The 14,207-nt window shown below is 50.2% G+C and carries 12 protein-coding genes; 3 read left to right on the top strand and 9 right to left on the bottom strand.

All coding sequences use genetic code 11. The annotated features are described in order from the left end of the window. The first annotated feature begins 18 nt into the window (after positions 1-18). Complete coding sequence (locus QFZ48_RS01240; protein WP_429060760.1) at positions 19-858, top strand: NAD(P)H-binding protein; 840 nt, start codon at positions 19-21, stop codon at positions 856-858. A gap of 51 nt (positions 859-909) precedes the next feature. Here QFZ48_RS01240 and QFZ48_RS01235 read toward each other — a convergent pair whose 3' ends face one another. Then, positions 910-1,344 (bottom strand): hypothetical protein, encoded by a 435-nt coding sequence (locus QFZ48_RS01235; protein ID WP_429046364.1) that lies wholly within the window; start codon positions 1,342-1,344, stop codon positions 910-912. A 229-nt stretch (positions 1,345-1,573) separates the two neighbouring features. On the opposite strand from QFZ48_RS01235, the gene QFZ48_RS01230 reads away from it, so the two are divergent. Together QFZ48_RS01230 and QFZ48_RS01225 are read left to right on the top strand one after the other, a co-directional pair. Next, on the top strand, positions 1,574-1,756 hold the full coding sequence (locus QFZ48_RS01230; RefSeq protein WP_370911713.1) for a DUF3606 domain-containing protein: 183 nt from the start codon (positions 1,574-1,576) through the stop codon (positions 1,754-1,756). 11 nt (positions 1,757-1,767) lie between these two features. Then, positions 1,768-2,169, top strand: coding sequence for a hypothetical protein (locus QFZ48_RS01225; protein ID WP_429046365.1), 402 nt, complete (start codon positions 1,768-1,770; stop codon positions 2,167-2,169). 54 nt (positions 2,170-2,223) lie between these two features. On the opposite strand, the gene QFZ48_RS01220 is transcribed toward QFZ48_RS01225, so the two are convergent. The 8 genes from QFZ48_RS01220 to QFZ48_RS01185 are packed head-to-tail and all read right to left on the bottom strand — an operon-like array spanning position 2,224 to position 13,981. Beyond that, a complete protein-coding gene (locus QFZ48_RS01220; protein ID WP_429046367.1) occupies positions 2,224-3,168 on the bottom strand; it encodes a glycerophosphodiester phosphodiesterase family protein in 945 nt (314 codons plus the stop codon). 2 nt (positions 3,169-3,170) lie between these two features. Further along, entirely contained in the window at positions 3,171-3,773 is a 603-nt protein-coding gene (locus QFZ48_RS01215; RefSeq protein ID WP_429046368.1) for a histidine phosphatase family protein, read from the bottom strand. Further along, positions 3,760-5,217 (bottom strand): FGGY-family carbohydrate kinase, encoded by a 1,458-nt coding sequence (locus QFZ48_RS01210; protein WP_429046369.1) that lies wholly within the window; start codon positions 5,215-5,217, stop codon positions 3,760-3,762. The genes QFZ48_RS01215 and QFZ48_RS01210 overlap by 14 nt, the downstream gene beginning before the upstream one ends. 17 nt (positions 5,218-5,234) lie before the next feature. Next, positions 5,235-6,680 (bottom strand): FGGY-family carbohydrate kinase, encoded by a 1,446-nt coding sequence (locus QFZ48_RS01205; RefSeq protein WP_429060759.1) that lies wholly within the window; start codon positions 6,678-6,680, stop codon positions 5,235-5,237. After that, positions 6,677-7,681 (bottom strand): 2-hydroxyacid dehydrogenase, encoded by a 1,005-nt coding sequence (locus tag QFZ48_RS01200; RefSeq protein ID WP_429046372.1) that lies wholly within the window; start codon positions 7,679-7,681, stop codon positions 6,677-6,679. Before QFZ48_RS01200 ends, QFZ48_RS01205 begins: the two co-directional genes overlap by 4 nt. 5 nt (positions 7,682-7,686) lie before the next feature. Then, the gene (locus QFZ48_RS01195; protein ID WP_429060757.1) at positions 7,687-8,973 is read right to left on the bottom strand and encodes an MFS transporter; all 1,287 of its coding nucleotides are present in this window, start codon (positions 8,971-8,973) and stop codon (positions 7,687-7,689) included. A 27-nt stretch (positions 8,974-9,000) separates the two neighbouring features. Continuing rightward, complete coding sequence (locus QFZ48_RS01190; RefSeq protein WP_429060755.1) at positions 9,001-10,743, bottom strand: RagB/SusD family nutrient uptake outer membrane protein; 1,743 nt, start codon at positions 10,741-10,743, stop codon at positions 9,001-9,003. A gap of 7 nt (positions 10,744-10,750) precedes the next feature. Then, positions 10,751-13,981: a SusC/RagA family TonB-linked outer membrane protein gene (locus QFZ48_RS01185; protein ID WP_429046375.1), complete on the bottom strand. Its 3,231-nt coding sequence runs from the start codon at positions 13,979-13,981 to the stop codon at positions 10,751-10,753. Positions 13,982-14,207: the final 226 nt, after the last annotated feature.

The raw sequence follows: 14,207 nt of genomic DNA, 5'->3' as shown, positions 1-14,207 counted from the left end.
TTTGAGAAAAAATAGATCATGAAAACAGCAAATACTACCAAACAAACAGTACTCGTATTAGGCGGCACCGGTAAAACCGGCAGCAGGGTGGCAGCACAACTCACAGAAAAGGGATGGCCCGTACGTATCGGATCACGTTCTGCCAATCCGGCTTTCGACTGGGAAGATACATCCACCTGGGAACCTGCTTTACAGGGTATTGACGCCGTATATCTCAGCTATCACCCGGATCTGGCGATACCCGGAGCAGTGGATACGGTACGTTCATTTACCCAAACAGCGGTGAAAAACGGCATTAAGAAAATAGTATTGTTGTCGGGCCGCGGAGAAAAAGAAGCGCAGGCATGCGAGCAGATCATTATGAACAGCGGGATCAGCTGGACCATTCTCAGATGCGCCTGGTTTAGCCAGAATTTTAGTGAGGGTTATCTGTTAGATCCGCTGCTGGCCGGCCATGTAGCGCTTCCGGCCGGAAACGTTGCAGAGCCGTTTGTGGATGTGGATGATATTGCAGACGTAGCCATTGCGGCGCTTACCACGGAAAACCATAACGGCCAGCTATATGAACTTACCGGTCCCCGCCTGATGACCTTTGAAGAAGCGGTGAGAGAAATAGCCGAAGCCGCAGGCAGGCCAATTCAATACCAGGCAATACCCATGGAAGCATACAAAGCCATGCTCATTGAATATAACATCCCCGATGATTTCATCTGGCTGGTCACCTATTTGTTTGCCGAAGTACTGGATGGCCGGAATGCCCATCTCACTGATGGAGTGCAACGCGCCCTGGGCCGTGCGCCGCGGGACTTCTCAGACTATGCCCGGAAAACCGCTGCTGAAGGCGTATGGAATGCATAGGAAGATGAGCAACAGCAGGGAAAAGCACGCCAATGCTTTTCCCTGCCTGGGTTATAGCGTATAAACAATGAGCACGCCTATACTGAATAATACATGCGACAGGCCAACCGCCATCACATACGACATCACCGGGATGGCAGGCGGCCGCGGGTGGAGACGGATAAAAGTAAACCAGAACCCCATCGCGAAAATACCGTTCAGTAACCCAAATACGATACTCCAGGACAAGGTAGGACGTCCTATGCCGGCCTGCCACAGGTAAAAGTAAATAATGGCGAAAAACACACCTATGAGGTAATGCAGCATGATGCCGGTTAAGAGGTCTGCCGGCTTCCGGGTTAAACCCTTATCCGGTGTTGTATGATTAGTAACCATAGTAGCAAGCACTCCCACCACTTTATAATTTTTACCGGTAATGGCGGTGAGAAGATATAATGCGCCTGTCATTAATAAAGTACCAAATAGGCCCGCAGCGATCGCTTTCATAAAAACCTGGTTTGTATAGCAGCCTTTTATCAAATAATAATCCTATTAATGCGAACACGTTGCAGCCTTCTTTGAAACCGGTTTTACGATGTACGGCCGCTACATTTTGGGGAGCAGTTTCTGCAATTCCGCACCGCTTTTCTGTCCCACACCTGTTATCGGTCAGGGCATATAATTTGCGGCAACTGAAAAGGAAAAGTAATTAGTTCTTCACCTAAATTTCATTGTTATGGCAGACGATAAAAAAAACGTTGGCAAGCAGGATGATATCCGGGTAGATAGCCAGGACCCTTCAGAAGTGGAATACCTGCATCAGCAGTTTCCATCTAAAACCCACCAGGAAATTAAAGACGCCATCAAAAAAGCAGGGCCGATGAGAAGCGATGTGATCAAATACCTGAATGGTCATTAATAACCCGTTGCATGGCGGATAAAATTTCCCATAAGAGCTTATTGGAACAGGCGAGGCAACTGGAGGCGGAAGACGACCTGCCAGGCGCTATTGCCTTGTATAACGAAGCGCTTTCCAATGATCCGCTGACCATTGCTGCCTATAACCGGTTAATGATCATTTACCGGAAGCAGAAAGCGTATAAAAAAGAATTAGAAACAATTAACAAAGGGATAAAATCTTTGGAAGATAATGTGCATCAAACCAGGACTACCTGGATGAAAGCGCACCGGAAGGCGGCGAAGCTAAGCCAGGCACTGGCAAAAAGCCTGGGACAAATAGATGCCAAAGGGAAATTAACAAATGAAGACCCGGTGATTACCGGCTGGAAGCGAAGAAAGGCAATCGTTTTAAAACGGATGAAGACCCCATAAGTTTGCCGTATAAAACAAGCGTCTTACAGTTATATTGTAAGACGCTTTTGTATTTTAAATACTTTTTTTACCGAAGAATTTCTTTTTGGCGCTATGCACCGGAACCAATGGCAGGATGGCCGCTGCGGCTTCTATGGAGCGGTCGGCTTCAATAAGACTGGCGCCATCGCGGATAATCGCCTGGTAAGCGGCACTGCGATCGGCGGAAGAAGGAAGCTTATCGTAGGTGGGCGCCGTGGATATCATACACATCACACCACGCTTGTTTAATTGCTGGTAAAGTTCCTTCAGCGCCGGTTTGTTATCCGGACCTACATACGCCATGATATGCGACCACGGAATTTTAGCGGCCTCGTATTCTTCCAACGCCTGCTGTGTTTTTACAAATGCTTCGAATACAATATCCTTATTGCGGCTGTGGTACCAGCGGGCTTCTTCCGCGGTATGTACCGTTACCATTACGTTTCCTTCGGCATGATTGTCTTTAATGATTTTTGCGGTCATCTCAAAAGGCACATCTTTTTTATCCAGGATGAGCACTGTTTTCCCCTTGCTCCACACAATTGCCTCCTGCAGGGTGGGAATGCGGAAATTGGTGATATTTCCTTCCACATCTTTTAGCTGGAACTGTTTAAGTTCCGCCAGTGTATAATCGGAAATTTTTCCTTTGCCGGTGGTGGTGCGGTCCAGTGTTGCATCGTGCATGAGTACAATGGCGCTGTCTTTTGTAAGCCGGGGATCAATTTCAAAAGTGGCGGGCGTATGCCGCAGGGTATTTTCAAACGCTTCGATACTGTTTTCCGGGAAGCCTTTGTTTACACCGCCACGATGCCCGCTGATAAAGGGAATATCTTTCCCGGTATACTTAAAGAATGCCTGCAGATCCTGGCTGTTGCGGATGTTCAGCACATTCAGTTCAGGTGATTGAGCCTGTGTGTTAAGCTGGCAGGTAAGATACGCGCCTGTCAGCAGTAAGGTTCTGGCAATAACTTTTATCATGATCAGAATTTTGCATTGAGGTGTTGTAATGTAAAAGGTTCGTGAGCCGACAGGTTAAATACTGTAACAGAGGCATTGTCCTGCACCAGCATCCGGTAATTTTTCAGCGGCATGCCCAGCTTATACGCCAGGTACAGGCGGTTTACACCATTATGCGCTGCTACAAGAATGTTTCCATGGTCATGTTGCTGTAGCAGGTCATGGAAAAATTCATCCACACGGGCAACGATTTCGCTGCCGGTTTCGCCGGTGCCACCGGCGCGGTGCTGACCTGGGTCGTCCATCCAGTTATGCCACAGCTGCGGATCTTCGGCAATAAATTCTTCCTTTGTTTTCTTTTCCCAGTTACCAAAATCAGCTTCAATAAGACGGTTATCTTTAATAACATCCATTCCGCCGGCGATGCGCGCGGTCTGATATGCCCGCTCTAACGGGGAAGAATATACGCCGGCAAAGTTAATTCCTTTCAGTTGTTCCCGCACGGCTTCTGCCTGGCCGATGCCTTTTGCCGTAAGGGCAATGTCGGACCTGCCGCAGTAGCGGTTATTATCGGCGTTCCAGGCGGTTTGTCCGTGTCTTAACAGGTAAATATTAAGCATGTTCATAAGTTGAAATATATCCTTTTTCTTTCAGCAGTTGTATAAATTTCAGGTAGCTGGCATCGTAGGTTTTTACGGGAGATGGCGAAGGCAGTATCTCTTCCGCTACCTGGGTCATTGCAGCTGTTGCCTCCATAACGGTGTGGTACCATGTTTTGGACGCCGCCAGGATAGCCGCACCGGCAGCGCCGCTTACGTGTTTCATTTTAATGATGGGCAGGTTGAGCACATTGCTGCGGATGGTGAGCCATGCGCGGCTGTTGCTGGCGCCGCCTGCGGTATAAATCTTTTCCACCGCTTCACCGCTTAACTGCCGGATCATCTGGTAGGCGTAGCGTTCTATATAAGCCACACCTTCCATGCCGGCGGCATAGCTTTCAACGGCAGAAAGCTCCGCGGCTTCAAACCCGCGTGCCTGCGGCGCCACGAACGGAAACCTTTCTCCGTGTTGCAGCAGCGGCCAGGAGAGGTGGCCGGTGGGTATGATCCGCAACGCCTGCTCATTCAGCATCGTAAGATCACCAGGGAATTTTTGAGATACCCAGTCCGCCCCGGTATTGCTGGCGCCCCCCGGCATCCAGTATCCCTCCGGGTGCCGGTGACAATACAATGCACCGGAAGGATCATCGATATACCGGGTAGTTACTCCTTTCACCACCAGGGTGGTACCAATGGTGGTGTTCCAGTCGCCCGGGCAAACGGCGCCCGCCGCAATCTGCGAGGCACAGCCATCTGTCATACCAGCTACAATGGTCACGTCTTCCGGCAGGTGGAGGAGGGCTGCCACACCGGGTTGTATCTTTCCCAACGGAGTACCCGCAGGCACTACTTCTGGCAGCCACGATTGTTGCAGGGGCAGGTGCTCCCAGAGATAGGAAGGCCACTCCTGCGCCTGCACATCATATCCCGATTTCAGTGCGTTGGTGGCGTCGGTTATATCAAAGCGGCCGCTGAGCTGCCCGGTGATATAGTCGGCCGCATGAATGAACTTATAAAGTTGTTGGGCTGCTTCCGGATATTGTTGTACAAACCAGCACATTTTCGATAGTCCACTGGAAGTATTAAACGACGTATAGCCATGCGGGTGATACCGGAGAGCGGTCTCCCGGCAAAGCTTCCCGGTCTCCACCTGCCTGCCGTCGCTGTACATCAGGGCGTTATGCAGTGGCCGGTGCCGGCGGTCAACGGGTACGATGGTACCGGACGTAGAAGTAACGGCTATGGCCCTGATAAGTGGCCGGTGCGGCTGCACGGAGGCGTCCTGCAGGAGTTGATGCAAACACGCAAGGCAGGCATCCCACCAGCCGGTGGGCGACTGCTCCTCCCGCATCTTTTCATGCAACGGGAAATGTTCCTCCCGGCTGCCCAGCAGGTTGCCGGTGGCATCCATTAATACCACCCTGGCGCCTTGTGTACCTACGTCGATGCCTATGAAACAAGCTGTTGCCATAATCGAATTTTAAGTAGTTAGTTCATGCCCCGGAAATAATGCCGGGTTTTTTCCCATTCAGCATACAATGTGCTGTAATAGGCAGTATCAACAGGATGGATTACTTCGGTAGCATCCTCCATTACTGCATTTACCTGCAGCGCTTCATTGCAGATCAACGCGCCGCCAACGGCAGATGATTGCTGGTATTCTTTCCTGATCTGTACCTTTTTCCCCGTGAGATTGGCGATGAGTTGCCGCAGCACCCGGCTTTGCAGTCCGCCGCCACAGGCCCAGATATAATCTGGATCATGACCGGCAGTAGCAGCCAGTATCCGGTAGTTTTTAACGATGGAGCAGGCAATGTCCAGGATGGTAGCCCATACAAAGGAGCCGCGGGTGAGCAGGTGCGATACCGGCGCGGGAAAAATAAAGCCACCGCGGGTAAGGGACACTTCTTCATCAGCCAGCAACGATCCCAGGGAGGCCATGCAAAACGTATGGGTGTTTTCTTCCAGCTCTTTTTCAATCACTTCATAATCTTCATTAGGATAAAAAATTTCTTTCAGCCGCTGATAGTTTAGCCCGGTTACACCGGCATTGGCTTCAAATACAAAGCGTCCCGGCTCTATATCACGGCTTGTCCAGGTCCTTTCTTCCGCATCCAGTGTATACGTGCCCGTTATCTTCACAATAGGAGTGGTAGTGCCTGAAACAATCACTACATCGTCTACCGCCGGCCGCGTGCTTTTGATGGCAAGTTGCGTATCGCCGCCACCGGCTACTATTTTCACGGTGGCAGGCAGCCCCAGTTCCTGTGCTACTCCAGGAAGGATATTTCCCAGTATAGTCGCGGAGTCTGCGAGCGGTGGCAGCAATGCTGCATCCAGTGCAAAAACTTTGCACAACTCAGCCGACCATTGTTTTTGCGCTACATCATACAACAATGTTTCCGATGCCTGTGAATGCTCATACCGCGCTACACCGCTGAGCATAAATTCTATCCAGTTGCTGATGCTGAGGAACGTGCTGCATTGCTGCCACAGTTCCGGCCTGCGCTCACGGATGCCCACCAGTTTCAGGGCAGAAAACAGGGAGGTAGGATAACGCCCTGTCAGCTGGTACACCCTGCTTTTATCGGCAATGGTGTTTTCCCATTCCCGGCCACGGTGGTCGATATTGGGCAACCCGGTCAGCGATTCGCCGGTGGCGGATAACAGCACAATACCTTCGCGCTGACTGGTAGCCGTAATGGCTTTTACCACCGTGCCGGGGATACCGGAGAGTACCTGCACGGCTAAACGCTTTACCTGAAGCCATAGCTGAGTAGGCTCAAAATACAGAGCATCCGGGTACAACGGATCTTTGATGTAATGTATGTCTTCCCGGGCAACGCTTAATACCTGTCCCTGCGGGGAAGCTGCTGCCACCCTTACGTTTCCGGTGCCTATGTCCACAATGATGTAGGTGTCCTGTGTTGTCATTGGAAATGAACTTTAAGTATGTCTTTGTTGGCTAATTCGGCTATGTGCCTGTTGGCATGTGCATACCACTGCAGCAAGGCCCTGTTCATAATTTCAACGTGGTGATCTTCCACTTCAAAGGTGGCGCCCGCAATGTGCGGGGTGGCAATTACCTGCGGAAGGTCAATGATCCTGTAATCCAGTTCGTCCGGTGGTTCATGATCGAAAACATCTAAGATAGCCCCCCGGATCGATTTTTTTTCCAGTACTTCCAGCAGGTCTTCCCGTTGCACGACCGAAGCCCTGGCGGTATTGATAAATATGGCCTCCTTTTTCATCATTTTCAGGAGCCGGCCGTTGATCATCCCTTTTGTTTCTGCAGTAACCGGCAGGTGGATGGATACGATATCGCTGGTAGCAAACAAATCTTCCAGGCTTGTTTTCCGGTAATCACTGTTGTATTCGGCCACATACGGATCGAAGAACTGGATGGGGCAGGGATATTCTTTTACCAGCTTTGCAATCAGCTGGCCGATAGCGCCAAAGCCAACCATGCCAATAGTTTTGCCTGCCAGCTCATTGCCTTTGAAGTGCAGGTAGGAGTCGTGCGCGCCTGCCTGCCAGTTGCGGCCTTTCAGCCAGTTGATGCCGGGGATGGTATTACGCAACAGCATGATCACATTGGAAATAAACAGTTCTGCTACGGCCTGCGCATTACGGGCAGGTGTGAAGAATACCGGAATTCCCATTTCAGTGGCTTTGCTCACTGCCACGTTGGACGGTGTGCCGCGGCATACGCCGATAAACTGCAGCTGGGGATTGGCGGCTATTACTTTTGCAGTAACGTGATCGTGCTCTGTTATCAGCGCTTCGGCCTGCGTGTCTGAAAGCATGGCCAGCAGCTCGTCTTCATTGTATGCCCTTCCATGAGGCTTCCACGACCGGTAAATAATTTCTCCGAACTGCCGCTGCAATGTTTCCAGCCCCTGCTCATGATAAGGGGCAGTGATTAAGATTTTCATGTGTATTATAATTGTATGGTTTCCGTTGTATTGCTGTAATGATGAGATGTTTTTGCATTGTCCGGCAGGGTGATAAACCGGGTGATGACGGCGCTTACCAGGTAAAGGGCCGCCAGGATCCAGATAACGCCTGCATCGCCTGCGCTGCCGATAAATAATCCTACAATTGCAGGGCCCACGAAAACAGGTAAGCCGGCGCCGAGGTTCAGAATAGCCATTGCCGCACCTTTGTCTTTTTTCACCAGGGAAGGTACTAACGCCGACAGGGGTACGTAGCCCGCCAGGCAGGCGCCCCAAAGTATGCCGGCCGTCATGACCATCCAGAAATTGCCTTCCCATATCTGTGGTGCGTAATAAAACAGCAGGGTAGTGGCTGCACATCCTACGCCGCCGAACCACATGATAGTATTACGCCATCCCATGCGATCGCCCACAAAGCCAAAGATGAGGTTGAAGATGATATTGGCGGTAAAGATGGTTCCCCAGATCTGCAGCCATTGCGTGGTTTCGTAACCATGTTTCGCCATATACATCGGCAGGAATACCGGGAAGGCAAATTGCGCCGTGGTATTAATGATGCGCACAATACCACCCAATAATACTTTGGGTTCTTCTTTCACAATGGTGAGCCCCTTGATCAGTTCTTTTACCTGCGAGCCGCCGGCAGTTTCTTTCTTAATACTTCCTTTATTCAGTACCAGTGCAAACAGTGCGCCCAGCAGCGCCCAGAAAACTGAGGTCCATAAAGTATTGAGGTGCCCGAAGCGGGTAATGGCCCAGCTGGAATAGTACGCGCCGAGTACATTGAGTCCGCCGGTGAATACAAACCAGAACCAGCCTACAGCGCGACCCAGTTGCTGCCGCGGACTGCTGTAGGCGATCCATACCAGGAAGGAGTAGGCGAACAAAGGATAACCAAATCCACGTAATGCGTAAAAGAGCAGCATCAGCGGGTAGTTGAGCCCCGGCATGCCGTATCCGACGAACCCGATGGTGCCGAGAATGTAGAGGATCAAACCCGTGAACATGGTGCGCTTTACGCCGTAGCCTTCTGCCAGTACGCCGGAAAACCAGGCGGAGATGGCGATGGTGATGCCATAGACCGTAAACAGGGTGGCCGACTGCTGCACCGACATGCCATGTGATACCAGGTATGGGCTTAGCCATCCCTGTTCAATACCATCACCCATCATGAATATCATGATGCCGATGTAGCCAAAGAGCAGCTGCCGGGGCAGTCCGGCCTTTTCGAAAAATGTTTTGTTTACTGTGGAATTGTTACCTGATAACATACGGTTGCTTGTTTAAGGTTTTTCGTTTTATTTAATTGCCCACTCCGGGTCCTGGATTAAGTTGCCGTTTAAGATGATTTCGTTGTATGGAATGGGATAGAAGTATTTGCGGTCTTCGTATTTGCGCACCAGGTTATCAAACAGTTGCAGATTGCCGCTGGTACCGTTGCTGAGCTTGAACTGTACTTTGTCTATCAGGAAATAATATACGCCCGGTACTTTTGTCGCCGGGATTTTCTCTACAAAACAAACATCCATTTTCCCATCTTCATTCAGATCCATCAATGTGTTGAGGGAGGGTACATACATGCCATCATAGGGCATGGTGAGCAGGTTGCCGAGATGCCAGCGCTTCAGATCATCGTAGCGGAATCCTTCCAGGGCCAGCTCAATGCCTCTCTCCCGGCGTATTTCCAGCAGTACGGGATCATTTATACCAGGAAAATAATGTTGCTGAAGATATGTATCTGCTGTAACCGGCGGCGTGGTAACGGTGATGCCCGCACGCTGCCGCAGCGGAGCAATGGTGAGGTTCCAGTCTTCCGTAGTAAAGTTGCCACGCTCTGCTTTTGCTTCCGCATAGTTCAGCAATACTTCTGCATACCGGATCAGTGGCAGGGAGTTAAAGTTTTCTGCCACACCATCGGTCGCTTTCGCATCCACCGCCAGTTTGATAGGCATATAACCCGTATAGGTATACGTAAAGTCGGGCGGCGTTACCACACCATCGCGGGAATAGTTACCCATGCGGATGCTTTGTTTCAGGCGGAGGTCGCGGTTCTTTACTTCCTGTGCAAAAGGGATTTTATCATAATCCGCTTGCGTGGTGAAAGGCGTGCCATCTGTATTTAAATAGGTGTTGATAAAAGTTTTGATGAAGCTGTACCGGCCGCCGTAAGTGGCGCTGGTCCAGTACCAGTTGGCATCGTTGAATACCCGGAGACTTTTATTGTTAACAGCCGCCAGCAGTACTTCTGTGCTGTTGGGTGTTTCATTGATAAACAGGTTGCGGTAATTTTGATCGGTGGAGCCGGTAGTCAGCAGTTTATACTGGTTTCCTTTGATCACCTGGTTGGCGGCGTCAATGGCTTTGTCGAGCCAGTCGTTCGCCGTGCCGGCAAGCTTCAGTTTCGGATGATATTTGCGGATGGTGCCTTCAAAAAGACATACCCTTGATTTAAAGGCAAGGGCTACCCATCTTGTTACCTGTGATGCGCCGTTATCTTTGGTATTACGGATATGGCTACACGCATAGTCGAGATCGGCGAGCACGTTGTCCATTACAAGCGTGCGTGGATCGCGGCCTTTGTAAAGATCCGGATCGTCCGCAGCGAGGCTTTTATCGTACCAGGGCACATCGCCGAATTGTTTTACTTTATTGAAATAAAACCAGGCGCGGAAAAAGCGGGCGAGACCTATGTAATGTTCTTTGGCTTCGTCTGTAATTTTTGCGTTGCCGGCGTGTTCCAGGAAGTAGTTGATTTTGCGCAGTGCGCTCCAGCTCCAGCCAGTGGCTTCGGTGGGGCCAAAGGCGCCGTAAATGTAGTTGGACAGGGTTCTGCCCACCAGGTAATCGCTCAGGGCATCTCCCCTCACAATATCACTGCCATCGGGCAAATCCAGGTAAAAGGAGTTGGCGTATAACTGCAGGTCCTTTTCGGTATTAAAAGCATTTTCAGGCGACAGCTTATCAAATGGTTTCAGGTTCAGATCACGGTTACATGCACTCATGATCATCATTCCGGCAACCAGGAAGAGAATATTTTTCATGATCATTTTATTTGAATGTTACATTGATCCCTATAGTGTAGGTTTTCAGCATAGGATAACTCATCCCGTTTCCGGAGCCATCGTTCAGCTCAGGATCTGAGCCTTCAATAACTTCCGGGTCCATTGTTTTCACGTACTTGTACATCGGGCTCCAGGTCCACAGGTTCTGGCCGGTTACGTAAATGCGCGCATTGGCCATACCGGCTTTGTTCACCAGTGATGCGGGGAGGTTATATCCCAGTGTAATATTTTTGAGACGCAGGTAAGCTGCGTTCTGTAAGTATTTGGATTGTGTTACCTGTAGTTCGGCGCGGGAGTTTAGCGCGGTGTAGCCACGCATGCGCGGGAAGTAGGCGTCGGGCTTTTCTTCCGACCATACATTGTTCACCACATCCACCGGCTGCCAGCTGTAAGGGCGGTTATAAGCGCCCCAGAACAGGGAGTTATCGGCTCCCGGCCAGAAGTCTCTTTTACCAATACCTTGCAGGAAAAAGGAGAAGAAGATATTATTCCATTCCATGTTGCCGGTAAAGCCATACATGTAACGCGGGGAGCTGTTGCCGATAACTGTTTTATCGCCCGGATCAGCGAGTGAGCCGGCGCCTTCATTGATCTTTTTATCGTTGTTAAGATCTTTAAATTTGATATCGCCAGGTAATATTTTGTTGGCGGCGGATACGCGGATAAAGCTCTGGTCGATGCCACGGGTATCTATTTCATTTTGATCTTTAAAGTAACCGTCGTTTACAAATCCCCAGATATCGCCGATCTGCATGCCTTCATAGTAGGTGTTGATGAGGCCGAGTGGATTATTGAAGCGGGTGATCACACTTTTATTATCAGACAGTACCAGTCGGGCATCGTAGCTGAATGGTTTGCTGCCATTGGTTTTATTCCTCCACCCGATAGATATTTCCCAGCCTTTTGTTTCCAGGTCGGCATAGTTGCCTTTGGGTTCGGTAGCGCCGAATACGCCGGGGAGCGGCAATCCGTCGGTGAACATATCTTTCGTTTTGCGGGTGTACCAGTCGGCCGTGAGCGTGAGGCGGTTGTTGAGCAATGCGAGATCAGTGCCGACATTCAGCGTAGTGGCCTTTTCCCAGGTAAGTCCGTTGGGGATTACATTGGGTTGCTGCGTATAGTCGGGCCGGATACCGTTCAGAATACGGGCCATTTGCGTTACGCTCATGGTTTCGAGGAACTTGTAAGGAGCGATATTGCCGTTGCCGAGGGTGCCATATGATGCCCGCAACTTCATGTCGGATACCACTTTATAAGGGATGTTCCAGAACTTTTCTTTGGAGATCCTCCATCCTGCGGAAGCGGATGGGAAGAAGCCCCATTGCTGCGTTTGCGGGAATTTGGAGGTGCCGTCGTACCGGCCGTTTACTTCCAGGAGGTAGCGTTCATCGAAGTTATAGTTGATGCGGAAGAAGCCGCCGAGTGTGCGCCATTCATTACCGCCGCCTCTCATGGTGAAGTTGAGCCCGTTGGTAAGGGAGAAGTCGGGCAGTTCATTGTTGATGATGCCATCCCGCTGGATGTACCTGCTTTTCAGCAGGGAATTTTCATAGTTATAGCCGGCCATTACCTTGAAGTAATGTTTACGGTAGGTATGTTCATAATCGGCATAGACGTTGGCGGCGAGATAGTTTGTTTTATCGTCGTTTTCGTTGATCTTACTTTCGCCGCGTTCCAGTGCCACGCCTGGTTTTTTGCTGTAGGGCACGGGCGTGTATATACGCGTTTCCACATCGTTGAGCCGCCAGAAGGTGAGATCGCCGTTTACATGTACTTTATTTTTAAAGAAGGTAGCGGTAAAGCGGGAGGTGTTACGGATCTGCGCGCGACTCAGTTCTGACTGGTTATTACCGGAGATAAAGCTGCCAAAGACGATGGAAGCATTTTCGGTGAGTGTGCCATCCGGGTTGCGGAGCATGGCGATGGGGAAGGCTTCATCGGAAATTCTTCTCCACACGGGTGTGTTACTGGGATGGTTTAATATTGGGTAGAAATAATTTGTTTGTGTGAAGTTGAGATCATTTTCCACTTTGAGCCACGGTAACGCCTGTACGGAGCCGCGTGCCCGGAGGTTATAGGTTTTGAAGTTGTCCGGGTTGTAACGGAAGATCCCATCCTGTGCCATGTACCGGCCGGAGAGATAGTAGCTCACGTTTTTGCTGCTGCCGGAAAGACTGAGATTATGTTCCATAGATGGATTGTTATCTGCATAGAGTTCTTTCAGCCAGTCGGTGTTGCCGTAGTAAACATATTCGCCGGTAGTGGGATTGATATCTGTTTTAGGCAGGGACGGATCGTCGTTTCTGCGTTTCAGTTCATCGAGGTAATCTAACGAGAACGGGAACACGGAGTTTGCTTTTTGCGGGTGCGAGGCATAGTCGTTCCACGAGGTAAATGCGTCGTCGAAGTTTTTGGCCCATTCGTAACCGTTAGTTACCATTTTGGGTTTGATGGTTCGTTCGTTGATGGAGTAGCTGCCGGCGTAGTTGAGGGTGGTTTTATCTTTCGCCGGGCTTTTGGTGGTGATAAGGATAACGCCGAACGATCCCCGTGACCCGTATATAGCTGCAGCAGCTGCATCTTTCAGCACGGTGACGCTTTCTATATCGTTGGGGTTGAGGAGCGAGGGTTCTCCTGGTACGCCATCAATGAGTATGAGGGCGCTGCCGCCGGCGCCGATGGAGGTGGTGCCGCGTACATTATAGGTAGCGCTGCGGGTAGGCTTGCCATCGGTCATACGGATATTGAGATTGGGAATTACGCCCTGTAAACCACGGGTAACGCTGGTGAGCGGCCGGTTTTGAAATACCTCGCTGCCTACCTGGTCCACCGCACCGGTGAGGTTTACTTTCTTTTGTGTTCCATAACCTACTACTACCAGGTCCTGCAATTGTTTGGCGGAGGAGGTGAGCTGGAGGTCGATGGTGTTGCGGTTGCCAACGGGGAGTTCCTGCGGGGTGTAACCCACAAAAGAGAACTGGAGAATAGATTCGTTACCGGGTACGGCCAGCTGGTAGCGCCCTTCTGTGTTGGTGGTAACGCCGGTAGTACTGCCTTTCACTCTTACATTCACACCAATCAGTATTTCTCCTTTGTCGTTGGTAACCTGCCCCTGTACTTTCCGGGACGTTTGGCCGGATAATGCACACGGCCATGCAAGCAGCAGGAAACAGAGCATGTACATTTTGTACATAGCTGTGCAGCTTAAGTGATTCATAACTGGATTGTTTTGTTTTGGTTGACCCTTTTTTCTATAACATGAAATTGTTTGTTGATATCCGTTACCCGTTGATTCGTCTGACCTTTTCCGGACTGATGGTGGAATTCATGAACGTTGGAACATACGGTTGCGCAATCGATGTTACCTTTAAATTAAACAAAATTTAATTAAATTAAAGTAAATGTAAGTAAACTATTTAATCTTTTTAAATATTTTTTAAGTG

The organism is Chitinophaga sp. W2I13 (genome assembly GCF_050434005.1).
Classification (GTDB): Bacteria; Bacteroidota; Bacteroidia; order Chitinophagales; family Chitinophagaceae; genus Chitinophaga.
Note: the sequence above shows the minus strand (reverse complement) of the source record. Positions and strands in the feature narration are given on the sequence as shown.